This is a genomic window from Streptomyces sp. NBC_01320 (genome assembly GCF_035974375.1).
Lineage (GTDB): Bacteria > Actinomycetota > Actinomycetes > Streptomycetales > Streptomycetaceae > Streptomyces > Streptomyces yanii.
Genome location: NZ_CP108390.1, coordinates 7,742,289 through 7,766,519, shown reverse-complemented (window position 1 = coordinate 7,766,519; position 24,231 = coordinate 7,742,289). Strand labels below are relative to the sequence as shown.

Sequence of the window (24,231 nt, the reverse complement as noted above, 5' to 3'; positions counted from 1 at the left end):
GCGCTCATTCCGCAAGCCCGGCGGCCAGCAGATCCACGAAGCCGACGTCTTCCTTCGCCACGCCGAAGACCTCGGCCCGTTGCAGGGTGCGCTCGGCCCAGGCGCGGTGCGGCTTCACTTCATTCATTTTGTTCGTGTATGCGGAGCGCATCACTCCGCCACCGCCGCGCTCCGGCCGCAGGATGTCCTGTGCGTCGCTGAACTCCTCATGACTGACCACGGACAGTGCGTGCACCGGCGCGACGTGCGACGGGTGGATGCAGGTCTTGCCGAGCAGCCCGTTGGCCCGGTCGAGCTCGATCTCCCGCAGCAGCCCGTCGAGGTCGTGCTCGATCAGTGTCGTGCGCAGCCCCTCGGCCCGGCCCTCCAGGAAGGGGCTGCGGCGCAGCTGCGGCTTGAACATGCGCTCCTGGAGCCGGAAGTACTCCCACACCGGTCCGGTGATCGTGAAGCCCGTCCCGTCCGCCCGGCCCAGCACGTTGACCACATCGGCTATGACCGCGGCGACGAGCTGGACGTCGTACGCCGTCATGTCGGGCGCCCTGCGCAGTCCGTACGCCGAGCAGAAGTCGGTGACCCCGAGCCGCAGGGCGAGCACCCGGTCCCGGTAGGTGTGGACGGTGCGGACGATTCCCTGGAGCGCCGCCGCGCGGGTCTCCAGGTGCAGCAGCTCGGGCGATTCGAGAACGGGCATCGCGAACAGGCGCTGTCCCCCGGTCGTCTCGGCCTTGGTGAGCGCCTCCATGAACGGAAGACCACGCTCTTCCGTGAACTTCGGAAGTACAAAACCGGACAACAATCGGACCGAGCTTCCGAGCCGCTGCACCAGGTCCGATATCTGCTCCGGTTCGCGGACCCGGATGAAGAGCAGCGGCACCTCGGCGCCGCGCGCAGCGAGGTCGGCGAACTGCCTGACGAGGTTCTCCTCGGCGTCCAACACCTCGGAGTCGTCGATGGAGTCCTCCAGGCACAGCACCATCGAGACCACACCGCGCCCGGCCTGCTTGAGGACGTCATCGGCGAGCCGCGGCCGGGTGGCCGGGGAGTACAGAGTGGCGCCGAGGGCGGCCGAAAGTATCCGGGCGGGGGACTCCGCCCCGAATTCGCACGGCTGCCGAAAGAACAGGCCTTCCCGCGCAGCGGGCGAGACGTGCCCGAAATGACGCATGTGATTCCCCCGTACTGCTGGACCGGCCCGACAACGTGTGGCCGGTAATAGTACGTATGGACGGGTGTCGACAGTTCCCCACGTGCATGAATTTCGGGTAACTCGTCCATTTCCCGACGGTTCCGCAAGGCCCGGAGGACGTGGTTCCGACGCGCTGCCGAGACATGGGTCGGGCCCCCACGTTGTCTGCGCAGGCAGCCAGCAGGCAGGATGACCGCCATGACGCACGCGATGCTGAAGGGCTCGAACGTCCCCCTCGATGCCATGGCCGTACGAGCCGTGCTGCGCTGGACTCCGGGTGCCGGGGTGCCCGATGTGGACGCCTCGGCCCTGCTTCTCGGCGCCGGTGGCCGTGTGCGCTCGGACGAGGACTTCGTGTTCTACAACCAGTCCCGACACCCCTCCGGCCTGGTACGACGGCTACCGAAGCGCAGTGTCGCCGAGGGGCTCACCGACACCATCGAGGCCGACCTGGGCGCGCTCGACCCGTCGGTCGAACAGGTGGTCATCGCGGCTTCCTCCGACGGGGCCGCCTTCCAGCGGGTCCGCGATCTCCGCATACTTCTCTACGACGCGGCGTCGGCGGGCGGCGACCCGCTCGCCGTGTTCGATGTACGGCCGGAGACCGGCGAGGAGACCGCGATCATCTGCGGTGAGCTCTACCGGCGCGGCGATGGCTGGAAATTCCGGGCGGTCGGTCAGGGCTACCCGACCGGGCTGGTCGGGCTCGCGACCGCATTCGGTATCTCGGTCGACGAGGCGGAGGCCGCGGCCGAGCCCGATCCGGCCCCGGCCGTGCCGACGGTCGCCCCCGTGTCTGTCCCGGCACCGGCACCCGGACCCGACCCGCAGGCCACGGTCCAGCACCAGCAGCCCACGTACGGCTACCCGCAGCCCGCGGCCGCCCCGGCGGCGTACGGCTACCCGCAGCCCACGGCCGCCCCCGCTCCTCAGCCCGCATACGGCTACCCGCAGCCGGCCGCGCCGCAGCCCGCATACGGCTATCCGCAGCCCGCGGCGGCCGCCGGGCCCGCCCCGGACCCGAATTTCGTGCTGCCGCCGCAGGGTCCCCAGTTCGTCCGCTCCTGACCGCCGCGGCGGGAGGCGCCCGCTCAGAGCCTGTCGGGTGACCTTCGATCGGATAGCGGACGCGGTCCGGTGCGTGCGATTCCAAGGCGGCGGGCGTGCGTGCCAGAGCGTGGCCGCCCGATCAGAGGCCACCCGACAGGCTCTCAGGCCCGGGACTTGTAGCCGCGCCCCCACTGCATTCCCCAGCCGTACAGCCGGTCCAGCTCCGACTGGAAGCCGTAGACGAACTTCACCTCGCGCCGCACGATCAGCTCGTCCTTGACGTTCTCCACGGTGAACACGGCACACGAGCGCGCCTGCGGGGCCCGCTCGTCGAGCTCGATCTCGATCCGCGGGCCGTTGCCCGGGTAGAGCGTCACCTTGGCGTGCGTACGGTCGAAGGCCGGCGTCTGGTCGTAGATGTAGACGAAGAACAGCAGCCGCTTGATCTGGTCCCGCTGGTCGAGGTTGACGTACACGGTCTCCCCCGATGGCGCCCCGAAGCGGTCGTCCCCGCTGAGCCTGATGTACGGCGGCGCGTTCAGGTCGCCGATCAGGTTGCCGAGCGGCTGCACCACGCCTTTGGTGCCGTCCTTCAGCTCGTACATGCAGCCCAGGTCCAGGTCGACGTTGACCACACCCTGGGTGTGCGCCTGGACCACATCGGGCTGGAAGAGTTTGAACGGCCGCAGCAGCCGCCCGCTCTGCCGTGACCTGCCCTCGATGTCGGACGTACGCATCCGCCAGGAGAGGTTGACCCGCAGGTTGCCGGTCAGCGCGCCCTGTTTGGTGAGGGAGACCGTGGCGTGCCGCTTGGACAGCACGATGGAGTTGGTCGCCGCGTTGCCCGACTCGAACTGTGCTTCCCGCCCCGGCCACAGGCTGTCCCAGAACGCCATCCCCAACCCCCACACGTCTCGGTAAGTGCCCAGGCCCCGCACGCATCACTGCGGGGCGGCCCCCGGGCCGGGTCCGGGTGTTCCCGGAGAACCGCCGCCGTACGGACCGCCCCGCAGAGAGCGTTCCTCAATCCCTACCGGGTCACACCCCGGACGGGACTTCCGCCCTGGAATCCGAGCCGTCGCCGCCCCCGGCCTCCAGGGCCTTGTTGCGCCGGACGGAGGACCAGAAGGACCAGCCGATCAGGACGACGCCGACGAGACCGGTGATGATCTCGTTGATCTGGTACTGGATGGTGACGAGAAGGATGACGGACAGCGCGCCGATGGCGTAGTGCGCGCCGTGCTCCAGGTAGACGTAGTCGTCCAGGGTGCCCTGGCGGACCAGGTAGACCGTGAGCGACCGGACGTACATGGCGCCGATGCCGAGGCCGAGGGCCATCAGCACGATCTCGTTGGTGATGGCGAAGGCGCCGATGACGCCGTCGAACGAGAAGGACGCGTCGAGGACTTCGAGGTAGAGGAACATGAAGAACGCGGCCTTGCCGGAGAGCGCCACGGCGGACAGCTTCTTGCCGGTCTTCCTGGCCTCGGCCTCAGCCTCGTGCTCGCGCTCCTCCTCTTCCTCGAGCTTGTTCTCGAAGTAGCCGGAGAGGCCGCCGACGATGAGGTACGTGATCAGACCCGCGATACCCGCGAGCAGGACGGTCTCCGCCTTGTCCGCGTGCGCGCCGCCGTGCTGGTGCGCCTGGGTCGCGAAGGTCATGGCCGAGACCAGCAGCACGATGAGCGCGATGCAGACCGACAGCATGTCGACCTTGCCGAGCTTGGCGAGCGGACGCTCGATCCAGCGCAGCCACTGGATGTCACGGTCCTCGAAAATGAAGTCGAGGAAGATCATCAGAAGGAACATGCCACCGAAGGCGGCGATCGCCGGGTGGGCGTCCGTGACCAGTTCCTGATAGCGCTCGGGCTGGCTGAACGAGAGATCGACCGCCTCGATGGGCCCGATCTTGGCGGTGATGGCCACGATCACGACGGGGAAGACCAGCCGCATACCGAAGACCGCGATGAGTACACCGACCGTGAGGAAGATCTTCTGCCAGAAGGCATTCATCTTCTTCAGGATTCCGGCGTTGACCACCGCGTTGTCGAAGGACAGCGAGATCTCGAGGACGGAAAGAATCGCGACCACACCGAATGCTTCCCACCCCCCGTAGAGCACCGCTGCGACCAGGCCGAGCGCGGTAATCGCGAACGACCAGCCGAAGGTTTTCAGAAGCACTGGCTACCCCATCGTGTATGTAACGGGTCTCCCCCGGATGTGTACGGGGCTCCCCCGCGCCGTGCGCGGCTTTACGAAACGTTGACCCCGAAGTCTAGAGCGATGCCCCGCAGCCCCGACGCGTACCCCTGTCCCACTGCACGGAACTTCCACTCGCCGTTGTACCGGTAGAGCTCGCCGAAGATCATCGCGGTCTCGGTGGAGGCGTCCTCGCTCAGGTCGTAGCGCGCGAGTTCCTGGCCGTCCGCCTGGTTCACCACGCGAATGAACGCGTTGCTGACCTGGCCGAAAGTCTGCCCGCGGTTGTCGGCCTCATGGATCGAGACCGGAAAAACGATCTTGTCGCAGTGGGCGGGGACCTGGTTGAGGTTCACGATGACCGACTCGTCGTCGCCCTCGCCCTCGCCGGTGAGATTGTCGCCCGTGTGTTCCACGGAGCCGTCCGGACTCGTGAGGTTGTTGTAGAAGACGAACCATTCGTCGCCGAGCACCCGGCCCGACTGGCACAGCAGTGCGCTGGCGTCGAGGTCGAAGTCGGCGCCCGTGGTGGATCGTGCGTCCCAGCCGAGGCCGACGAGCACCTGGGTGAGGTTGGGTGCGGCCTTGGAGAGGGAGACATTGCCCCCCTTGGCGAGTGTGACGCCCATGATGTGAGTCCTCCCCGAGTCGATGAACCGTCTGTTGAGCGCGTCCGGCGCCGCACTGGGTGCGGCGCCGGACGGGGACGTGCTGGGGGGTGTATTGCGGATCATGACCGGACACCCCCTGGGCGCGGCCCGGGCTGTGCCTTCTCAGGAACGGCCCGGTCGCGCTCTCTGGGCCGTACTCAGACGTTGACGCCGAAGTCCTGCGCGATGCCGCGCAGACCCGAGGCGTAGCCCTGGCCGATGGCACGGAACTTCCACTCGGCGCCGTTGCGGTACAGCTCGCCGAAGACCATGGCGGTCTCCGTCGAGGCGTCCTCGCTCAGGTCGTACCGCGCGAGTTCGCTGTTGTCCGCCTGGTTCACCACGCGGATGTACGCGTTGCGCACCTGGCCGAAGCTCTGCTGGCGGGTCTCGGCCTCGTAGATCGAGACCGGGAAGACGATCTTGTCGACGTCGGCCGGGACTCCGGCCAGGTTCACCTTGATGACCTCGTCGTCGCCCTCGCCCTCACCGGTGAGGTTGTCACCGGTGTGCTCGACAGAGCCGTCGGGGCTCTTGAGGTTGTTGAAGAAGACAAAATTACCGTCGCTGCCGACCTTGCCCTCGGCGTTGGTCAGCAGCGCGCTGGCGTCGAGGTCGAAGTCTCCACCGGTGGTGGTACGGGCATCCCACCCGAGACCGACGACGACAGCGGTCAGGTTGGGCGCGGCCTTGGTCAGCGAGACGTTGCCGCCCTTGCTGAGGCTGACTCCCACGAGTCCTCCCATTGGTTTCTTGGGGGCCGACGACTGCCGGCGCCTCCACGTTGCGTTGGCATCGGATCAACGAGTGGATCCTAGTGACCGGTTCCCGGCCAAAACAGGCTTTTGGCCGGGGCGCCGGGAGATCCACCGGAACACCGACGCGGGATCGTCCGGAACCGGATCAGATCGCGTCGAGGGCCTTGATGTAGTCGTTCAGGTCGCGCGCGTCCGGCAGGCCGTTGACGACGGTCCAGCGCACCACGCCCTCCTTGTCGATGATGAAGGTGCCGCGCACCGCGCAGCCCTTCTCCTCGTCGAAGACGCCGTAGGCGCGGGAGGTCGCGCCGTGCGGCCAGAAGTCCGAGACCAGCGGGTACTCGAGGCCCTCCTGCTCGGCGAAGACGCGCAGGGTGTGAATGGAGTCGTTGGAGACGGCCAGCAGCTGCGTGTCGTCGTTCTCGAACCGCGGCAGCTCGTCGCGCAGCGCGCAGAGCTCACCCGTGCAGACGCCGGTGAAGGCGAACGGGTAGAACAGCAGCACCACGTTCTTCTCGCCGCGGAAGTCGGAGAGCTTCACGGTCCGGCCGTGGTTGTCCTTCAGCTCGAAATCCGGGGCCTGGGTACCGACCTCGATCGCCATGGAAACGCGTCCCTTCACTGCTTCACCGGGCTGGGCTGTCCGGGTGGACTCCCACCCTACGCAGAGACCTCGGTGGGCCTGCGGACAGGGATGTGCGCGGGCCGCAGATGTGAACGGGCATACGAAGGCCCCCGCCGGTGCACGACCGGCGGGGGCCTCGTGGTGAGTGCGGTTCAGCGCCTGGCTTTGGCCGACTTCGGGGTGACCAGACGGCTGCCCGTCCAGTCCTTGCCCGCATTGATGCTCTTGGTCTGGGAAAGACCGGCTGTCTGGCCGGCCTCGTTGATATCGCTCGGTTCGACGTAGCCTTCGCGGCCGGTCTTCGGCGTCATCAGCCAGATCACACCGCCTTCGTCGATCAGACCAATGGCATCCACCAGCGCGTCCGTAAGGTCGCCGTCCTCGTCGCGGAACCACAGCAGGACGACGTCAGCGACGTCGTCGTAGTCCTCATCGACGAGTTCCTGGCCGGTAGTGGCCTCAATGCCCTCACGGAGCTCCTGCTCGACGTCGTCGTCGTAGCCGATCTCCTGGACCACCTGTCCGGGCTCGAACCCCAGCCGTGCAGCCGAGTTGGTCCGTTCCTCCGCGTGGTCCGCGGTCGCGCTCACGGGTTGCCTCCTGATCATGTTTCGGAAAATGCTTCAGCCACGCGCGTGCGCGGGGCGTTGGCCGTAGTCCACACGGGCGCGGCGGATCGCGCAAGTACCCAGCGTGCGAGACCGCCTAAACGGTGACGTTCCCTGCCACGTCGCCGCACGATCGGCAGGTCCCTGACTGGGCTCCACACGGCCGTCCACACCCTTTACGTCCTTCCACAGCTTATGCCGTTTCGGTCCGCCAATCGGAGTCGAACAGCCTTTGGGAACGCTTGGACGGGTTGGGCGTATGGTTGCGGTTTGATCCAACCCGTCTGCCGGGCCGCCCTGGCGCACCGGACATGATGTCTCACCACCTGGCGGTTACCCCCGGGTAGAGATGACGTATGCGTCGTCGCGGTACACGATGGTGCTGGCGTACATGCATACATCCCGGGGGCGTGCCTCCCGAAACCAGGCCCCGTAGAGCAGCACCGAACAGCGAAGGAACAGCGTGGCTTCCGGATCCGATCGCAACCCGATCATCATTGGCGGCCTTCCGAGCCAGGTCCCGGACTTCGATCCCGAGGAGACCCAGGAATGGCTCGACTCCCTCGACGCCGCCGTCGACGAGCGCGGCCGTGAGCGGGCCCGCTACCTGATGCTCCGGCTCATCGAGCGCGCGCGCGAAAAGCGCGTCGCCGTGCCGGAGATGCGCAGTACGGACTACGTGAACACGATCGCCACGAAGGACGAGCCGTTCTTCCCCGGCGACGAGGAGATCGAGCGCAAGGTCCTCAACGCGACCCGCTGGAACGCGGCCGTGATGGTGTCGCGCGCCCAGCGCCCGGGTATCGGCGTCGGCGGTCACATCGCCACGTTCGCCTCCTCCGCCTCGCTGTACGACGTGGGCTTCAACCACTTCTTCCGGGGCAAGGACGACGGTCTGGGCGGCGACCAGATCTTCTTCCAGGGGCACGCCTCTCCCGGTATCTACGCCCGCGCGTTCCTGCTCGACCGGCTGAACGAGGCGCAACTCGACGCCTTCCGCCAGGAGAAGTCGAAGGCGCCGAACGGCCTGTCCAGCTACCCGCACCCGCGGCTGATGCCGGACTTCTGGGAGTTCCCGACCGTCTCGATGGGCCTCGGTCCGCTCGGCGCGATCTACCAGGCCCGGATGAACCGCTACATGGAGGCGCGCGGCATCGCCGACACCTCCCGGTCCCACGTCTGGGCATACCTGGGCGACGGCGAGATGGACGAGCCCGAGTCGCTGGGGCAGCTCTCCATCGCCGCCCGTGAGGGCCTGGACAACCTGACCTTCGTGGTCAACTGCAACCTGCAGCGCCTCGACGGTCCGGTGCGCGGCAACGGCAAGATCATCCAGGAGCTGGAGTCGCAGTTCCGCGGCGCCGGCTGGAACGTCATCAAGCTGGTCTGGGACCGCTCCTGGGACCCGCTGCTGGCGCAGGACCGCACGGGCATCCTGGTCAACAAGCTGAACACCACGCCGGACGGCCAGTTCCAGACGTACGCCACCGAGTCGGGCGCGTACATCCGTGAGCACTTCTTCGGGGACGACCCGCGGCTGCGCGACATGGTCAGGGACATGACCGACGACCAGATCCTGCACCTGGGCCGCGGCGGTCACGACCACAGGAAGGTCTACGCGGCGTACGCGGCGGCCAAGGCCCACAAGGGCCAGCCGACGGTGATCCTCGCGCAGACGGTCAAGGGCTGGACCCTGGGCCCGAACTTCGAGGGCCGCAACGCGACCCACCAGATGAAGAAGCTCACGGTCGAGGACCTCAAGCGATTCCGCGACCGGCTGCACATCCCGATCACGGACAAGCAGCTGGACGAGGGCTACCCGCCGTACTACCACCCGGGCCGCGACTCGGAAGAAATCCAGTACATGCACGACCGCCGCAAGAGTCTGGGCGGTTATGTCCCGACCCGTGTGGTGCGCGCGAAGCCGCTGGTTCTCCCCGAGGACAAGACGTACGCGACCGCGAAGAAGGGTTCGGGTCAGCAGTCGATCGCCACGACCATGGCGTTCGTCCGCATCCTGAAGGACCTCATGCGGGACAAGGAGATCGGCAAGCGTTTCGTGCTGATCGCACCCGACGAGTACCGCACCTTCGGCATGGACGCGTTCTTCCCGAGCGCGAAAATCTACAACCCGTTGGGTCAGCAGTACGAGGCAGTGGACCGCGATCTGCTGCTCGCGTACAAGGAGTCGCCGACCGGTCAGATGCTGCACGACGGCATCTCCGAGGCGGGTTGCACGGCGTCGCTGATCGCCGCGGGTTCGGCGTACGCCACGCACGGCGAGCCGCTGATTCCGGTGTACGTCTTCTACTCGATGTTCGGTTTCCAGCGCACCGGTGACCAGTTCTGGCAGATGGCCGACCAGCTCGCGCGTGGCTTCGTGCTGGGTGCGACCGCCGGTCGTACGACGCTGACCGGTGAGGGTCTGCAGCACGCGGACGGCCACTCGCAGCTGCTCGCCTCGACGAACCCCGGCTGTGTGGCCTACGACCCGGCGTTCGGGTACGAGATCGCGCACATCGTCAAGGACGGTCTGCGCAGGATGTACGGCGAGAACAGCGAGGACGTCTTCTACTACCTCACCGTCTACAACGAGCCGATCCAGCACCCGGCCGAGCCGGAGAACGTGGACGTCGAGGGCATCCTCAAGGGCGTCTACCGCTTCAGGAGCGGTGAGAAGGGCATGATCCCGGCCCAGATCATGGCGTCCGGCGTGGCGGTCCCGTGGGCGGTCGAGGCGCAGCGGATCCTCGCCGACGAGTGGAACGTGAAGGCGGACGTCTGGTCGGCGACCTCCTGGAACGAGCTGCGCCGCGAGGCCGTCGAGGTGGAGCGGTACAACCTGCTGCACCCGGAGGAGGAGCAGCGCGTCCCGTACGTGACCCGGAAGCTCTCCGGCTCCGAGGGCCCGTTCGTGGCGGTTTCGGACTGGATGCGTTCGGTGCCGGACCAGATCGCGCGCTGGGTTCCCGGTGCGTACCAGTCGCTGGGCGCGGACGGCTTCGGCTTCGCCGACACGCGTGGCGCGGCCCGCCGGTACTTCCACATCGACGCGCAGTCGATCGTCCTCGCGGTGCTCACCGAGCTCGCGAAGGAGGGACGGGTCGACCGTTCGCTGCTGAAGCAGGCGATCGACCGGTACGAACTCCTGGACGTGACCGCGGCCGAACCGGGCGCGGCCGGCGGCGACGCGTAGGCACGACCGGACAGATCGATCCGAAGGGCGGCGGACCTCCTGGTCCGCCGCCCTTCGGCGTCAGTTCTCCCAGACTTTGAAGGCCCTGACCTGGTACGGGGACTGCGGCACCCAGGTGCCACCGCCCGGATAGGTCTCGAACTCGCCGGTCTCGGCGCACTCCGCCGACTGATAGGTGGTGACGGGGCGGCCGGTGCGGTTGGCGAGCGCCTGGGCCTGGCCGGCCGGTGGCAGCGGGACACAGCTTTCGATGTCGATGGTGGACAGTTCGTGGACCTGCCGGGCCCCGGTGAAGTCCGGCTTCTCCCAGAGGCAGAGCTGCCCCGTCCCGCACGTCCCGAGCCGGACCGGCGCGGCCCGCGGAGCCGATGCGACCTGCGTGGTGCGGGTGGCCTGTGTGGCCGGTGCGGTCTCTGAGGCCTGTGCGGCCGACGGGATGAGCGCGGTGGCGGTCAGTGCGGCGGCAAGCGCAGTCGTACGCATGTCAGTCAACCCCCGTGGTGGTGTGGATCACTTGCACGCACTTTGACCTGCGGGACAGCGCCACGGGAAGGGGCGCAGGGCCGGACCACCCGGATAGGCGACAGCCCCGTCGGAGGGGTCCGACGGGGCTGTCGTGGGCGCTGTGTTGACGCGCGGGCGTCCTCGGCGCGAGGAGTCGGCGAGGGCCGGCGGCGGGCTCAGATGTGGCCCGCGCCCGCGCCCGCGCCCGCCTCCGCATTCGCACCGCGCTTGGTGAGCGTGGCGACCAGCGCCGCGATCACCGCGACCACGCCGGCGACCATGAAGGCCGTGCCCATGCCCGACACGAACGTGTCATGCGCCACGCTCGTGATCTTCTCCGCGATCGGACCCTGCGTGCCGGACGCCACCGGCGGGATCCCGACCTCGACGGCCGAGGACGCCTGGTCCAGCTGCTGCGACGAGAGCGGCGGAAGCTCCGCGGCAGCCCAGTTGTCAGGGAGCTTCGCGTCGACCTGCGAGGCCATGACCGCACCCAGCACCGCCGTACCGAGGCTGCCGCCGACCTGCATGGCGGCCTGCTGCAGACCGCCCGCGACGCCGGAGAGCTCCATCGGGGCGTTGCCCACGATGACCTCCGTGGCGCCGACCATCACCGGGGCGAGGCCGAGGCCGAGCAGACCGAACCAGATGGACATGGTCAGGGTGCCGGTGCCGGTGTCCAGCTGGGACATCCCGAACATGGCGACCGCGGTGCACACCATGCCTCCGACGAGCGGGACGCGCGGGCCGAGCTTGGTGATCAGCAGGCCCGCGAGCGGGGAGCCGACGATCATCATCCCGGTCAGCGGCAGCAGATGCAGACCCGCGTCGACGGCCTTCATGCCGTGGACGTTCTGCAGGTAGAAGGTGACGAAGAAGAGTCCGCCCATGAAGGCGAACGCCATCAGCACCATCAGGACCACGCCCGCGGACAGCGGCACCGAGCGGAACATCGCCAGCGGGATCAGCGGCTCCCTGACGTTCTTCTGGGAGAGGGCGAACACCACGAACAGGGCCACGGCCGCCCCCAGGAAGCCGAGCGTCCTGAAGTCGCCCCAGCCCCACTCCGCACCCTTGATGAGTGCCCAGATCAGGCAGAACATCGCCTGCGACAGCAGCACGATGCCGCCGATGTCGAAGGAGCGCGGCGCGTTCTCGGCGCGGTGGTCCTTGAGGATCACCACGCCGAGCAGGAGCGCGATCACTCCGACCGGCACATTGATGAAGAAGACGGACTGCCAGCTGACGTGCTCGACGAGAACGCCGCCGAGGATCGGACCGCCCGCCGTCGAGGCGCCGATGACCATGCCCCAGATACCGATCGCCATGTTCAGCTTCTCGGCCGGGAAGGTGGCGCGCAGCAGGCCGAGCGCGGCCGGCATCAGCAGAGCGCCGAAAAGGCCCTGCAGCACCCGGAACGCGATGACCAGGGCCACGCTGCTGGAGAATCCGATGGCTCCCGATGCCGCGGCGAAGCCCACGACACCGATCAGGAAGGTCTGGCGGTGGCCGAACCGGTCTCCGAGCTTGCCCGCGGTGATCAGGGAGACCGCGAGTGCGAGCATGTAGCCGTTGGTGATCCACTGGACGTCGGCGAGCGAGGCGTGCAGGTCCTGCTGGATGGCGGGGTTGGCGATCGCGACGATCGTGCCGTCGAGCGCGACCATCATCACGCCGATGGCCACGGAGAAGAGCGTCAGCCAGGGGTGGCCGCGCAGCCCCTTGGCCGGGGCGGGAGCAGGGGTGCCCTGCGGCTCCCGCAACGCCTTTTCTGCGGTGGTCTGACTAGTCATGCCGGGGACATTAGTGTCAGTCACTGACAGTTGACAAACCATTTCACAAGCCGGTAACTGTCACGTAGCTCACAGGTACCCTGAGCTGGACAAAGAGACCGAAAGAGAGCCGCTCAGTGACCGATGACCGGCGCGCCGCAGAGCAACCGACCGGGCTGCGCGAACGCAAGAAGCGACGCACCCGGGACGCCCTGCTGCATGCCGCCCTCGACCTCTTCACCACTCAGGGGTACGACGAGACCACCGTCGACGAGATCGTCGACGCCGTCGAGGTCTCCCAGCGCACCTTCTTCCGCTATTTCGCCAGCAAGGAGGAGACCGCCTTCGCCGTCCAGGAGATGGTGGAGTCGCGCTTCCTCTCCGAACTGCGCCAACGGCCCGCCGGGGAAGCCCCCTTCGAGGCGATGCGCAGTGCGGTCCTGTGCGCCTGGAACAGTATCGGTGAGGCGATCGAGGAGACCGTCACGGTCGAACTCCACATGCGTACGTACCGGATGATCGAGTCGACCCCTTCCCTGCTCGCGGCCCACCTCCGGCGCAGCATCGACCTGGAGACCGAGATAGCCGAGGTGATCGCCGGGCGCGAGAGCCTCGACATCCGGACGGATCCGCGACCGCGGGTCGCCGTCGCCGCGTTCTCCGGGGTGATGCGGGTGACCGGGCAACTGTGGGGACGGGGGCGGGACACGAGCATGGAGTCGCTGCGCGCGCTGACCGAGAACTATCTGGACCAACTGGGCCCGGCGCTCGCGGGGAACTGGCATGCGCCGGTCGAACCCGTGACCGCAGGGCCTGCGCCTTTCACCTGACAGCTCCACCCCATCATGTGCCGAACGCCTCATAACGGAACATGACGGACTTCACAACTGCCGTACCACAACCGGTCCGTGCGAAACGGGAGCGACGCGAAATCCGTCGGAGCGTACCGGACGCGCGCACGGAGCGTGAGGGAAACCCGCCTCAATTCCCTGCAGCCGAGTGATGTGTGTCACCCGCTTCACGGTGGTCGTCGCGCGTCTCCTAATGTGGGCCGGAGTGACTTCCTTCGACTCCTCCCCCACGCTCACCGCATGGCGCGCACTGCTCGCCGTCGCGGTCGTGTTCGTGATGCTGGCGACCACCGGCTGGACAGCCGTGCGTCACCAACCGTCCCACGAGCCACGCGACATCGCACTCGCCTCCTGGGCGCGGGGGCGGATAGCGGGTCACCCGCTGCCGGACACCGATGCACCGCCCTACCGGCTGGCGCAGTTCTTCGCCACGCTCACCGCCACGCAGCGGACCGCGCTCGCCGACAGGTACCCGTTGGTCGTCGGCAATTTGAACGGCGCCCCGGTCACCCTGCGCTACCACGCCAACCGGCGGGCCCTGGTTCAGGCGCGGGCGGTCGAGCGGCGGCGCATGCACGACGTCAGGCTCTCCCCGGACGGCCGCGCCGACGCGCTGCGCCGGATGGAGCGATTCCGGTCGATGCTGGCCCACGGTCGGCATTTCCTGGCCTTCGACCCGTCCGGAAAGGGCCACGCCGCCGAAGTGTTCGGTGACCTGGACAAGGCCGAGCGGATCTCGGTGGTCGTGCCCGGTGTCGACACCAACCTGCTGACGCTGGAGCGGACCGGGCCGAAGGTCAACGCCGCCCCCGTCGGCATGGCGAAGTCGCTGTACGCGGCGGAGCGCGCCGCCCGCCCCGGCACCCGGACCGCCGTCATCGCCTGGGCGGACTACACCGCGCCCGCCGGCATCGGTATGGACGCGGCCCTGGGAAACCTCGCCGAGCGCGGCGCGGTCCGGCTGGGTGCGCTCGTCGGCGCGCTGCCCGGCACGTCAAAGGTCTCGCTGTTCTGTCACAGCTACGGATCCGTGCTGTGCGGTGTCGCCGCGGGAGAACTGCCGTCCCGGGTCACCGACATCGCGGTCGCGGGCAGCCCCGGCATGCGGGTGGAGCGCGCCGCGCAGCTGCACACCTCGGCCGCGGTCTGGGCGATGCGGGACCGCAACGACTGGATCGAGGACGTACCGAACATGGAGGTCGGCGGGCTCGGCCACGGGGCGGATCCGGTGGACCGGGGCTTCGGTGCGCGTGTCGTCTCGGCCGGCGATGCCAACGGGCACAGCGGCTATTTCGTGCCGGGCACCGAGAGCCTCAGCAACTTCGCCGCCATCGGCGTGGGCGCCTACGGCTCGGTGACCTGTGCGAGCGCCGACAGCGCCTGTCACAAGGGAATTTCCGGCGCCGAGGGCATGTGACGCGCGTAAAGAGCCGCGAGGGAGCATGGATTGCGGCATACGCCGAGGGGGGACGTGCGGGCAAGTGCCGCATACGATGAGGCACATGGGTGATGTGCTGGCCGGAATTCATGCCACCTGGGAGTTCGACACCGACTCCGTGCTCATCCGCTTCGAACGGGGTATACGCACGCCGAAGCTCTTCCAGAGCCTGCGTGAACGCCGCATTCCGCACGCGGCGTTGTCGTCGGTGACGCTGACCCCGGGCAAGCGGGGCACGGTGGTGCTGCATGCGGTGCCGAGACCCGGTGCCGACCCCCTGCTGGAGGCTGCGGCAGGGCAGCTGAAGGACGGCTGCGATCCGTACCGGCTGGTGCTGCCCGCCGAACGCGAGACGCTCGCCGAGTACTACGCGGACGAGCTGCGCGCACTGCTCGGAGCGGACGCGGGGGAGCCCGCCGAACGTTTCATGGTCGCGGCCCCCGAGGCGCCGATACAGTTCAAGGCGTACGACGGCCGGGCCAGCTTCGACGGGGACCGGATCTCCTTCCGCTGGTTCTGGACGGGTGCCTCCACGGCGAAGTGGAAGGCGGGCGACCAGACGTTTCCGGTCACCGAGCTGAGCGGGGTCGAGTGGCGGTCGCCCGAGGCGTTCGACGGCTACCTGCGGCTGGTCCCGCGAGGCGCCGGGAGTGCGGGTTCCCTGGCGGCCGCGGAGGGCGGGGCGCCCCGTACGGACGCCCCACCCGGTCCGCAGGCAATGCCCCCGCGGCCCACCCAGGCAGATCAGGACCCTGCCGCGGTGATCTTCGGACTCGGCTACGGCCCGGTGCACGAGTCGCTGCCGTTCGCCGCCGCCGTCCTGGAGTCCGTACGCAGGAACCAGTCCGCACCCGTGGCGGCAACCGCCGTCCTGGCGGGCGTGGGGCGCCGCGATCCGGCGGACATCGCCGAGCGGATCCGGCACCTCGGGGAGCTGCACCGGGCGGGACTCGTGACGGACGACGAGTTCAGCGCGAAGAAGGCCCAGCTGCTCGCGGAGCTGTAGCGGCGGGCCGACGGTCTCCCCCACTCCCTGTCGTGGGGAGGCCGTGAGGGGCGGGCACGTAGTACCCCCGTACGGGGCGCCGGGGCCTGATCGAGACCCCGGTATGACGCCGCGCGGCAGGTCCGCTGCCTACGCTGATCGGGCCATGCCGACTTCCTCTCCCCAGCTCCCGCCACCCGCCGACGGCCTGCTCAGCGCGGCCCGCCGCAATCTGCGCGAGGTGGCCCACGGGCTGACCCACGCGTCCCACCCCCCGACCCCGCTGTTCGCCGACGCCCCGAGACCGTGGCAGCGGCTGCTTCCGTACGGTGTCGTCCTCGCCCTCGCCGCCACCCTCATCCCGGTCACGATCAACTTCCTGATCTCGGAGTACGGGGTGCCCGGGGGCGTGGCGGGCGCACTCGGTGTCGCCCAGGCGGCGCCCCTGCTGATGCTGGCGCACCGGCCGTTGCAGGCGTGGTGGATCGTCTTCACCGCCGACATCATCGGTGCCCTGGTGCTCCTGGGGTATCCGGTGGCGACGTACACCGTCTGGCCGTGGACACCACCCGCCATCGTCGGGTATCTCTTCCTGCTCCTCGCCCTGGGGCTGCGCGAGACCCGCCGGACCTCGATCGCCGTCTGGCTGGCCACGGGAGCCGCCGGTGTGGTGCTGCATGTGATCTCGCCCGGGCGCAGCAACGGCAGCGCCCTGCTGCTGCCCATTCTCGGTGCGGTGGTGCTGGTGATCGCCGCGGCGGTGCGGGAACGGGGCGACGCGCAACGGCGGCTGGCCGAGCAGGAGACCATCAGCGAGGCGGAGCGGGCGCAGCGGACCCTGCTGGAGGAGCGCACCAGAATCGCCCGTGAACTGCACGATGTGGTCGCGCACCACATGTCGGTGATCACGGTCCAGGCCGACTCCGCCCCGTACCGGATCAGCGGGCTGTCCGAGGAGGCGGTCGAGGAGTTCGGCTCGATCGCGGCGAGCGCCCGGGAGTCGCTTGCCGAGATGCGGCGGCTGCTCGTGGTGCTGCGCAGCGACGGAACGGAGGGCGAACGGGCGCCGCAGCCGGGGCTCGACCGGGTGCAGCAGCTGGTCGAGGCGACGGTACGGGCGGGGCTGCCCGCGGAGTTGTCGCTCGCCGCGGACCTGGGCGACGTACCGCAGGCGGTGGACCTGTCCGCGTACCGGATCGTGCAGGAGGCGCTGGCCAATGTGGTCCGGCATGCGCCGGGAGCGCGGACCCGGGTGTCGATCGCGTCGGACGGCGAGCATCTGACCGTGGTGGTCGCCAACGACCGGGCGGAACGGCCCGGTTCGCCGCTGGAGCCGACGGGAACCGGACACGGGCTGGTCGGGATGCGCGAACGCGTACGGTTGACCGGCGGCACCCTGGACACCGGGCCGCTGCCCGACGGCGGGTTCCGGGTGGCCGCACGGCTGCCGCTGTCGCCCGCCTCCCCCTCGTCCCTGGAGGACCTGTGACCATCCGCGTGATCATCGTCGACGACCAGGCCATGGTGCGGGCGGGGTTCGCGGCGCTGCTGTCGGCGCAGAGCGACATCGATGTGGTGGGCGAGGCGCCGGACGGGCGGCAGGGGATCGAGGTCAGCCGGAACGTCCATCCGGACGTGGTGCTGATGGATGTGCGGATGCCGGAGATGGACGGCCTCGCGGCCGCGCGTGAGCTGCTGAACCCGACGGTGGGGGTGGTCCACCGGCCGAAGGTGCTGATGCTCACCACCTTCGACGTGGACGACTACGTGTACGAGGCGCTGCGCGCCGGGGCGTCCGGGTTCCTGCTGAAGGACGCGCCGCCCGCCGATCTCATCTCGGCGGTACGGGTGGTGGCGGCGGGCGAGGCGCTGCTGGCGCCGTCCGTGACGCGCCGGCTGATCGCGGACTTCGCGCGGCAACGGCCGGGCGGAAGCGGTGCGGGCGGGCGGAGCGATGCCGTCGCTCTGCGGCTGAACGGGCTGACGCCGCGGGAGACGGAGGTGTTGGAGCTGATTGCCCGGGGGCTGTCCAACCAGGAGATCGCGGGGCGGCTGGTGCTGGCCGAGCAAACGGTGAAGACGCATATCGGACGGGTGCTGGCCAAGCTCGATCTGCGGGATCGGGCGCAGGCGGTGATCTTTGCGTACGAGTCGGGGTTGGTGACGCCGGGCGCGTAACGGCCTTCCCTCCGAGCCGGCTCGAATGGCCGCGCGAGGTGGGGAATTCCCCCGGTACACCCCCTACCCAGGTACCACTGCGAACGTGGCTCCCCGGTGTGACGCCCTCTCACCCACCTTCTTTCTACCTTCCCTCCCGTCGCGCCGAACGGCGTGCACGAGCCGAAGAGGGAGGGCGAGATGCGCCGTTACGCGAGGACTCTGGTCGCGGTCGCACTGGCGACCACCGTGGTGGCCGGGACCGCCGGCTGGGTGTCCGGGAATGCACAGCAGGCCGTGACCGGGCCGCCGCCCGGGAGTGCCGCATGGCGGTCGGATCATGCGCTGGGGCGGAAGCTGCCGGATCCGGAGCGGTCCACACCCACCCAAGTAGCTCGGTTCTTCCGGGGGTTGAGCGAGGACGAGCGGCAGCAGCTGGTCGTGCGGCATCCATCGGTCGTCGGCAATCTCGACGGGGTGCCCGTCGAGTTGCGCTACCGCGCCAACGCCCTTTCCCTGCAGGCCGGTCACGATCCCCGGTACGCGCATCTGGGCGTCGATCGCGGACGGCAGATCCTGGCCTTCGATCCGCGCGGGCGCGGACAGGTCGCCGAGGTGTTCGGGGACCTGAGGACCGCGAGCCGGGTCTCCGTCGTGGTGCCGGGTTCGGACATCGACGCCGGGACCTTCGACCGTACGCATGACGTGTACGGCACTCCGGCCGGCATGGCGAAGTCGCTGTACGCGGAGACCGGAACGGGCAGTGCGGTGATCGCCTGGGCCGGTTACACCACTCCCGTCGGCGTCGGGGTCGATGCTGCGACCGGTTCGCTCGCAGAGGCGGGCGCCGATCGGCTGACCCGGTTCGCGGACGGGCTGGCGGCCGACAGAATCGCCGAACCCGCCATGTTCTGCCACAGTTACGGGTCCGTCGTGTGCGGTCTCGCCGCGTCCCGGCTGCACGTCGGCGACCTGGTCGTCCTCGGCTCGCCCGGCATGCGCGCCGACGACGTCGCCGATCTGCGCACCACCGCCCGGGTCTGGGCGGCCAAGGACGCCACCGACTGGATCGACGATGTCCCGAACGTCGAGGTGGCCGGGTTCGGTCACGGGCCCGATCCCGCCGATCCGGAGTTCGGGGCCCGCCGGGTGCCCGCCGAGGACGCGCACGGCCACACCGGCTACTTCGCCCCCGGCACCGACTCGCTGCGTGCCTTCGCGGCCATCGCGGAAGGGGCGGGCCGATGAGTCTGAAGCAGCTTGCGGCCCGGATCGACGCCCGTACCCCCGCTCACCGCGACCGTGCCGTCGACGGATTGCGCGCCCTCGCCCTGCTCGCCGTGCCGACCGGGCACTGGCTGCTCGGCGGCTTCCGGCTGGACAGCGCCGGCGCACTTCACAACGCCAGCCCGCTCTCCGCCTTCGGATTCCTCGCCCCGGTCAGCTGGATCCTCCAGATGCTGGGCATCTTCTTCCTGGTCGGCGGGTACGCCTCCGTGCTCTCGTACCGGCGCAGGAAGTCCACCACCGCAGCCTGGCTGCGCGGGCGGATGGCCAGGCTGGGCAGGCCGGTGCTGGGGGTGACCGCCGTCTGGGCGGCGATGATCCCCGTGCTGTACACGCTCGGGGTACCCGGTGACACGCTGCGGACCGGGTCGACGCTGGTGATCCAGCCACTCTGGTTCGTCGGGGTGTACACGGTGGTCACCGCCCTCACCCCGTACTGCCTGCGGATCGCGCGGCGGCTGGGCGGCTGGGCGGCCGCGCCACTGCTCGGGGCGGTCGCCGCCGTCGACTTCCTGCGCTACGGACCGTACGCCGAGGCGATGCCGTCCTGGCTGAGCGTGCTGAACATCCTCCCGGGCTGGCTCTTCGCGTACCAGCTCGGGGTCTCGTGGGGCGAGGGCCGGATCGGGAAGCGGGGCGCCCGGTTCCTGCTCGTCGGCGGGACCGTGCTGTTCGCCGCGCTCCTGCTCGCCTTCCACTACCCGGCGTCGATGGTCGGCGTGCCGGGCGAGGCACGCACCAATTCGCATCCGCCGTCGCTGCTGGTCCTCGCCCTGGCCGCGGCGCAGAGCGGCGCGGCGATCCTGCTGCGCGACCGGATCGGCCGGCTGCTGCGCCGTCCGCCGGTGTGGGCGCCCGTCGTCGTCATCAATCTGTCCGCGATGACGATCCTGTGCTGGCACCAGACGGCGATGCTGGCCGCGGCCGTCCCGGCGTCGTTCGCCGGTGCGGTGCCCGGGCTGACGACCGGACCGGACACGATCGGCTGGATCCTGGCACGGCTGGCGTGGATGCCCGTGTTCGCCGGACTGCTGGTGCTCATCGCCCGGTACGCGCACCGCTTCGAGGCACCGTGGCAGGCCGGAACGCGGGCGGCGAACGCCCGCCGGGCAGCGGCGGGGCTGCTCGCGGCGGGGTTCGCCGTGTTCGCGCTGGGGATCGCGTAGGGCGGCGCACATCCAGCCCGTCCGGTGCTTGAGGACCGGGCGATTGCCGGGCGCCCCGGCCGCCCGGAAACGACTACTCGCGCGCGGCGGACGTCGAGCTCATGTCCGGGTACCGGTCCCCCGCCACCTGCTCCGCGATCGGCTCCAGCAGTGCCAGCTCCTCCGCCGTCAACGTGAGCCGGGTGGCGGCCACGTTCTCCAGCAGCCGGCTGCTCTTGCGGGTGCCCGGGATCGGCACCACGGTCAGTCCGTGCACCTGGGCCCGCTGCTGCACCCAGGCGAGCGCCACCTGCGCAGCCGACGCCCCGTGCGCCGCCGCGATCTTGTGGACGGGCTCCAGCAGGGCGGCGTTCGTCTTCGCGTTGTCGCCGGTGAAGCGCGGCTGGTACTTGCGGAAGTCGCCGTCCGACAGGTCCTTGGCCGCGTCCGTGAACGCCCCGGTCAAAAAGCCCCGGCCTAGCGGCGAGTACGGCACGAAGGTCACCCCGAGCTCGACCGCGGCGGGCACGGCACTGCGCTCGACGTCCCGGCTGAAGAGCGACCACTCGGACTGCAGGGCGGCGATCGGGTGCACGGCGTACGCCTCGCGCAGCTCCGCACCGGTCACCTCGCTCAGCCCGAGCTGCTTGACCTTGCCCTGCTGCACCAGCTCGGCCATCGCGCCGACGGACTCGGCCAGCGGGACCGCCGGGTCGCGGCGGTGCATGTAGTAGAGGTCGATGACATCGGTGTTCAGCCGGCGCAGGCTGTCCTCGACGGCCTGGCGGATGTACGCGGGGTCATTGCGCACGCCCCGGTACTGCGGGTCGTCGGTCCGCTCTATGGCGAACTTCGTGGCGAGGGTGATCTCGCCCCGGTGCGCCGCGACGAACGGCGCCAGGAACGTCTCGTTGGCGCCGCGACCATACACGTCTGCGGTGTCGAAGAGGGTGACGCCCGCCGCCAGCGCCGTCTCCAGCGTCTCGCGCGCGGCGGACTCATCGGTGTCCCCGTAGAACTCGCTCATGCCCATGCAGCCGAGTCCCTGCACGCCGACCTGCGGGCCGCCGTTTCCGAGCTCCACGGTGGTGATCTTGTTGTCAGTCATCAGGCACAGGGCCTTTCCGGCGCCCGTCGGGCACTCGCATAGAAGTCGATCTTGTGGTCGAGGACGGCGAGGGTGTCCTGGAGCTCCGCGATCCGCGTCTTCACGTCGCGGCGGGTCGTCTCCAGCAGCTCCTGCCGTTCCTCGAAGGTGTGCTCGCCCTCGCGCAGCAGCTCCGCGTACCGGACCATGTCGGCGACCGGCATTCCGGTCAGCCGCAGTTTGGAGACGAAGGCCAGCCAGTCCAGGTCGCGGTTGGTGAAGCGGCGCTGACCGGTGTGCGAACGGTCGACGTGCGGCATCAGCCCGATCCGCTCGTACCAGCGCAGGGTGTGCGCGGTGAGCCCGGTGAAGGCGGCGACCTCACTGATGGTGTAGCGGTCCTGGCCCTCGGGGCGCGGATGCGCCCTGGGTGCCGATGCGCATGCGTCCGTCTTTACGGAAGTGCTCTCCATCACCGTCATGACCTCCACGCTAGAACCTTGGAGTGCACTCGAAGCAAGCGCAAACGGCGACGGGTTTCGGTGGCGGCCGGGCCACCCCCTCCGAGCCGTGCAGGACGGCCCTTTAGGCTCATACGTATGCAGAGCCTGGCGATGATCGACAACTGGCCCGTCCCCACCGCGGCGGCGGCCGTCGTACGAGCGGACGGCACCGTCGTCGGTGCGCACGGCCCGACCTCGCACCGTTTTCCGCTCGCCTCCGTCACCAAGCCGATCGCGGCCTATGCGGCGCTCGTGGCGTACGAGGAGGGCGCGGTCGAGCTCGACGAGCCGGCCGGGCCCGAGGGTTCCACCGTCCGGCATCTGCTCGCGCACACCAGCGGGCTCGCCTTCGACGAGCACCGGGTGACAGCCGCTCCGGGCACCCGGCGGCTCTACTCCAACGCGGGCTTCGAGGTGCTCGGCGACCACATCGCCAAGGCCACCGACATCCCGTTCCCCGAGTATGTGCGCCAGGCGGTGCTGGAGCCGCTGGGTATGGCGTCGACCACGCTGGACGGCTCGCCAGCCCGGGACGGCGTCTCGACCGTCGACGACCTGGTGCGGTTCGCGGCGGAGGTGCAGGCGCCGCGGCTGCTCGATCCGCGTACGGTGCTGGCCGCGCAGACCGTCGTGCACCCCGGCCTGAAGGGCGTCCTGCCGGGCTACGGCCACCAGAACCCCAACGACTGGGGGCTCGGCTTCGAGATCCGGGACTCCAAGTCGCCGCACTGGACGGGCACTTCCTCGTCACCGGCGACGTTCGGGCACTTCGGACAGTCCGGTACGTTCCTGTGGATCGACCCGGTCGCGGGAGCGGCATGCGTCGCGCTCACCGACCGGGCCTTCGGACCGTGGGCGGCGGAGGTCTGGCCGCCGTTCACGGACGCGGTGCTCGCGGAGCTCGACGCCGGCCGGTGAGACGCGTCACGCGCGGCAATCCCGGTTGGGTGCAGATCTTGTGAGGGTGCTTCGTTGGGGTGCTTCGCAGGGGGTGCGAGCTGCTGCCGGTTTGCTGCACTGGAGGCACGGCATTCGGCCGTTGTCGCCGACCGGCAGGCCGGGCGGGTGCGGGTGGTGCGGGGCGGCAAACGTCTCCTGAACACCCGCCACCACCTCACCCAGGCCCGGCACCGAGGAGCAGTGGCGGGAACGCTGGGATGCGGAACGCTGGTTCATCGTGGCTGATGGTGAGTCGGGGAAGCGGTTCGGGAACGAGACCATCCGCGTCACCCCGGACGGCGAAGTGTCCATCAGGCTGCCTGCCCCGCTCGCGCACCTGGCCAACGCCGGGCACGGCCGGTACGTCCTCGCCTCCCGGATCGCATTTGCGCACCGGGGTGCGGAGTGGGCCGACCGCATCGAAGCGAACCGGGCCGTCGCCTACCGCATCCACCTCGACACCCAGCGCGGCCGCTGGTACCTCACCGCATCCTGGTAACGCCCCGTCGTGAAGACCACCCCGCTGGCCACCGCCCGCGCCCGGGGCATGATCGGTGTCGACACCAACGCCGACCACTTCGCCGCCTACCGGCTCGACCGGCACGGCAACCCCATCGGCGGGCCCCGGCGGTTCTTCTACGACCTGTCCGGCACCGCCGATCACCGCGACGCTCAGATCCGCCACGCGCTGATCCACTGGGCCAGGCAGGCTGGTGTCGCCGCGATCGGCATCGAAGACCTCGACTTCACCACCGAGAAGACCCGCGAGAAACACGGCCGCCGCAAGCGGTTCCGGCAGCTCATCTCCGGCATCCCGACCGGCAAGCTCAAGGCCCGGCTCGTCTCCATGGCCGCCGAACAGGGCCTTGCGATCATCGCGATCGGCCGACGCGCCCTCGGACACCCGGTCCGGGATGGGGTATCCCCTGCTCGAACGTAGTCGAGAGCTTGGGGAAGGACGGCACCACCCCCACACGACCGGAGCGATCGTGCGGGGCATCGGACCGCCCAGACCGGACCAGGCACCCGAGGACGTGAGGGAACCCGCCCACCCGCAACGGACCGGCCCCCTGGAGAGCCGTCACCGAACGGGACGCGAACGCGGGAACCCAGCGCATCCAACACCGTTCGGGATGCGCCCAGTCGGCCTCCTGGTCCAACACCTTCCTCGGCGCCCACTCGCTCACCCAGCACCTCATGGTCGAGGACTTCGCCGGTGGCGGTGTCCAGGCCACAGAACGCGGACGCCGACGGGCGCGCCACCCGCCCCGTCTCGCCCTCACTCAGC

The 24,231-nt window shown here is 69.4% G+C and carries 21 protein-coding genes and 1 pseudogene; 11 read left to right on the top strand and 11 right to left on the bottom strand.

Annotation, left to right across the window (positions count from 1 at the left end; genetic code table 11):
• Positions 1-4 precede the first annotated feature (4 nt).
• On the bottom strand, positions 5-1,168 hold the full coding sequence (locus tag OG395_RS35235) for an HpcH/HpaI aldolase/citrate lyase family protein (RefSeq protein WP_327246525.1): 1,164 nt from the start codon (positions 1,166-1,168) through the stop codon (positions 5-7).
• Between the two features lie 219 nt (positions 1,169-1,387).
• Here OG395_RS35235 and OG395_RS35230 point away from each other — a divergent pair, with 219 nt between their 5' ends.
• On the top strand, positions 1,388-2,257 hold the full coding sequence (locus OG395_RS35230; protein ID WP_327246524.1) for a TerD family protein: 870 nt from the start codon (positions 1,388-1,390) through the stop codon (positions 2,255-2,257).
• A gap of 143 nt (positions 2,258-2,400) precedes the next feature.
• Here the strand turns inward: OG395_RS35230 and OG395_RS35225 are convergent, their stop codons facing one another.
• The 6 genes from OG395_RS35225 to OG395_RS35200 form a co-directional block, all read right to left on the bottom strand.
• Positions 2,401-3,135 carry a TerD family protein gene (locus OG395_RS35225; RefSeq protein WP_266986050.1) on the bottom strand — a complete coding sequence of 245 codons (735 nt, stop codon included), beginning with the start codon at positions 3,133-3,135 and terminating at the stop codon, positions 2,401-2,403.
• Between the two features lie 142 nt (positions 3,136-3,277).
• Positions 3,278-4,420: a DUF475 domain-containing protein gene (locus tag OG395_RS35220; protein ID WP_327246523.1), complete on the bottom strand. Its 1,143-nt coding sequence runs from the start codon at positions 4,418-4,420 to the stop codon at positions 3,278-3,280.
• Positions 4,421-4,491: 71 nt separating this feature from the next.
• Positions 4,492-5,067, bottom strand: a complete 576-nt coding sequence (locus OG395_RS35215) for a TerD family protein (protein WP_266986046.1) — start codon at positions 5,065-5,067, stop codon at positions 4,492-4,494.
• A gap of 179 nt (positions 5,068-5,246) precedes the next feature.
• Positions 5,247-5,822, bottom strand: a complete 576-nt coding sequence (locus tag OG395_RS35210; protein ID WP_037696943.1) for a TerD family protein — start codon at positions 5,820-5,822, stop codon at positions 5,247-5,249.
• A gap of 169 nt (positions 5,823-5,991) precedes the next feature.
• A complete protein-coding gene (locus OG395_RS35205) occupies positions 5,992-6,450 on the bottom strand; it encodes a peroxiredoxin (protein WP_266986044.1) in 459 nt (152 codons plus the stop codon).
• Positions 6,451-6,623: 173 nt separating this feature from the next.
• Positions 6,624-7,061, bottom strand: a complete 438-nt coding sequence (locus OG395_RS35200; protein ID WP_037696857.1) for a DUF3052 domain-containing protein — start codon at positions 7,059-7,061, stop codon at positions 6,624-6,626.
• 481 nt (positions 7,062-7,542) lie between these two features.
• Here OG395_RS35200 and aceE point away from each other — a divergent pair, with 481 nt between their 5' ends.
• Complete coding sequence (gene aceE, locus OG395_RS35195; RefSeq protein WP_327246522.1) at positions 7,543-10,275, top strand: pyruvate dehydrogenase (acetyl-transferring), homodimeric type; 2,733 nt, start codon at positions 7,543-7,545, stop codon at positions 10,273-10,275.
• A gap of 60 nt (positions 10,276-10,335) precedes the next feature.
• Here the strand turns inward: aceE and OG395_RS35190 are convergent, their stop codons facing one another.
• Positions 10,336-10,758 (bottom strand): peptidase inhibitor family I36 protein, encoded by a 423-nt coding sequence (locus OG395_RS35190; RefSeq protein WP_327246521.1) that lies wholly within the window; start codon positions 10,756-10,758, stop codon positions 10,336-10,338.
• A 197-nt stretch (positions 10,759-10,955) separates the two neighbouring features.
• Positions 10,956-12,572, bottom strand: a complete 1,617-nt coding sequence (locus OG395_RS35185) for an MFS transporter (RefSeq protein WP_327246520.1) — start codon at positions 12,570-12,572, stop codon at positions 10,956-10,958.
• 116 nt (positions 12,573-12,688) lie between these two features.
• Here OG395_RS35185 and OG395_RS35180 point away from each other — a divergent pair, with 116 nt between their 5' ends.
• From OG395_RS35180 to OG395_RS35150, 7 genes are all read left to right on the top strand, one after another.
• Positions 12,689-13,381 (top strand): TetR/AcrR family transcriptional regulator, encoded by a 693-nt coding sequence (locus tag OG395_RS35180; RefSeq protein WP_327246519.1) that lies wholly within the window; start codon positions 12,689-12,691, stop codon positions 13,379-13,381.
• Between the two features lie 226 nt (positions 13,382-13,607).
• Entirely contained in the window at positions 13,608-14,819 is a 1,212-nt protein-coding gene (locus tag OG395_RS35175; RefSeq protein WP_327246518.1) for an alpha/beta hydrolase, read from the top strand.
• Positions 14,820-14,904: 85 nt separating this feature from the next.
• A complete protein-coding gene (locus OG395_RS35170) occupies positions 14,905-15,846 on the top strand; it encodes a DUF4429 domain-containing protein (protein ID WP_327246517.1) in 942 nt (313 codons plus the stop codon).
• A gap of 145 nt (positions 15,847-15,991) precedes the next feature.
• Complete coding sequence (locus OG395_RS35165; protein ID WP_327246516.1) at positions 15,992-17,314, top strand: sensor histidine kinase; 1,323 nt, start codon at positions 15,992-15,994, stop codon at positions 17,312-17,314.
• Complete coding sequence (locus OG395_RS35160) at positions 17,311-18,003, top strand: response regulator transcription factor (RefSeq protein WP_327246515.1); 693 nt, start codon at positions 17,311-17,313, stop codon at positions 18,001-18,003. Before OG395_RS35165 ends, OG395_RS35160 begins: the two co-directional genes overlap by 4 nt.
• A 180-nt stretch (positions 18,004-18,183) precedes the next feature.
• Complete coding sequence (locus OG395_RS35155; RefSeq protein ID WP_327246514.1) at positions 18,184-19,230, top strand: alpha/beta hydrolase; 1,047 nt, start codon at positions 18,184-18,186, stop codon at positions 19,228-19,230.
• Positions 19,227-20,435 (top strand): acyltransferase family protein, encoded by a 1,209-nt coding sequence (locus tag OG395_RS35150; protein WP_327246513.1) that lies wholly within the window; start codon positions 19,227-19,229, stop codon positions 20,433-20,435. Before OG395_RS35155 ends, OG395_RS35150 begins: the two co-directional genes overlap by 4 nt.
• 73 nt (positions 20,436-20,508) lie before the next feature.
• On the opposite strand, the gene OG395_RS35145 is transcribed toward OG395_RS35150, so the two are convergent.
• Positions 20,509-21,522: an aldo/keto reductase gene (locus tag OG395_RS35145; protein WP_327246512.1), complete on the bottom strand. Its 1,014-nt coding sequence runs from the start codon at positions 21,520-21,522 to the stop codon at positions 20,509-20,511.
• A complete protein-coding gene (locus OG395_RS35140; RefSeq protein WP_327246511.1) occupies positions 21,522-21,983 on the bottom strand; it encodes a MerR family transcriptional regulator in 462 nt (153 codons plus the stop codon). Before OG395_RS35140 ends, OG395_RS35145 begins: the two co-directional genes overlap by 1 nt.
• A 117-nt stretch (positions 21,984-22,100) precedes the next feature.
• Between OG395_RS35140 and OG395_RS35135 the strand changes: the two genes are divergently transcribed.
• The gene (locus OG395_RS35135) at positions 22,101-22,922 is read left to right on the top strand and encodes a serine hydrolase domain-containing protein (RefSeq protein ID WP_327246510.1); all 822 of its coding nucleotides are present in this window, start codon (positions 22,101-22,103) and stop codon (positions 22,920-22,922) included.
• A 9-nt stretch (positions 22,923-22,931) separates the two neighbouring features.
• Positions 22,932-24,087 (top strand): annotated as a pseudogene (locus tag OG395_RS58495) (IS200/IS605 family accessory protein TnpB-related protein); the annotation flags it as partial.
• Between the last annotated feature and the right edge of the window lie 144 nt (positions 24,088-24,231).

What these genes read in the sequence shown, in the direction of transcription:
- OG395_RS35145 (WP_327246512.1), bottom strand. Translation starts at nt 21,522, where the DNA reads ATGACTGACAACAAGATCACCACCGTGGAGCTCGGAAACGGCGGCCCG.
- OG395_RS35215 (WP_266986046.1), bottom strand. Translation starts at nt 5,067, where the DNA reads ATGGGCGTCACACTCGCCAAGGGGGGCAATGTCTCCCTCTCCAAGGCC.
- OG395_RS35140 (WP_327246511.1), bottom strand. Translation starts at nt 21,983, where the DNA reads ATGACGGTGATGGAGAGCACTTCCGTAAAGACGGACGCATGCGCATCG.
- OG395_RS35235 (WP_327246525.1), bottom strand. Translation starts at nt 1,168, where the DNA reads ATGCGTCATTTCGGGCACGTCTCGCCCGCTGCGCGGGAAGGCCTGTTC.
- OG395_RS35185 (WP_327246520.1), bottom strand. Translation starts at nt 12,572, where the DNA reads ATGACTAGTCAGACCACCGCAGAAAAGGCGTTGCGGGAGCCGCAGGGC.
- OG395_RS35225 (WP_266986050.1), bottom strand. Translation starts at nt 3,135, where the DNA reads ATGGCGTTCTGGGACAGCCTGTGGCCGGGGCGGGAAGCACAGTTCGAG.
- OG395_RS35230 (WP_327246524.1), top strand. Translation starts at nt 1,388, where the DNA reads ATGACGCACGCGATGCTGAAGGGCTCGAACGTCCCCCTCGATGCCATG.
- OG395_RS35150 (WP_327246513.1), top strand. Translation starts at nt 19,227, where the DNA reads ATGAGTCTGAAGCAGCTTGCGGCCCGGATCGACGCCCGTACCCCCGCT.
- OG395_RS35205 (WP_266986044.1), bottom strand. Translation starts at nt 6,450, where the DNA reads ATGGCGATCGAGGTCGGTACCCAGGCCCCGGATTTCGAGCTGAAGGAC.
- OG395_RS35135 (WP_327246510.1), top strand. Translation starts at nt 22,101, where the DNA reads ATGCAGAGCCTGGCGATGATCGACAACTGGCCCGTCCCCACCGCGGCG.
- OG395_RS35190 (WP_327246521.1), bottom strand. Translation starts at nt 10,758, where the DNA reads ATGCGTACGACTGCGCTTGCCGCCGCACTGACCGCCACCGCGCTCATC.
- OG395_RS35155 (WP_327246514.1), top strand. Translation starts at nt 18,184, where the DNA reads ATGCGCCGTTACGCGAGGACTCTGGTCGCGGTCGCACTGGCGACCACC.
- OG395_RS35165 (WP_327246516.1), top strand. Translation starts at nt 15,992, where the DNA reads ATGCCGACTTCCTCTCCCCAGCTCCCGCCACCCGCCGACGGCCTGCTC.
- OG395_RS35170 (WP_327246517.1), top strand. Translation starts at nt 14,905, where the DNA reads ATGGGTGATGTGCTGGCCGGAATTCATGCCACCTGGGAGTTCGACACC.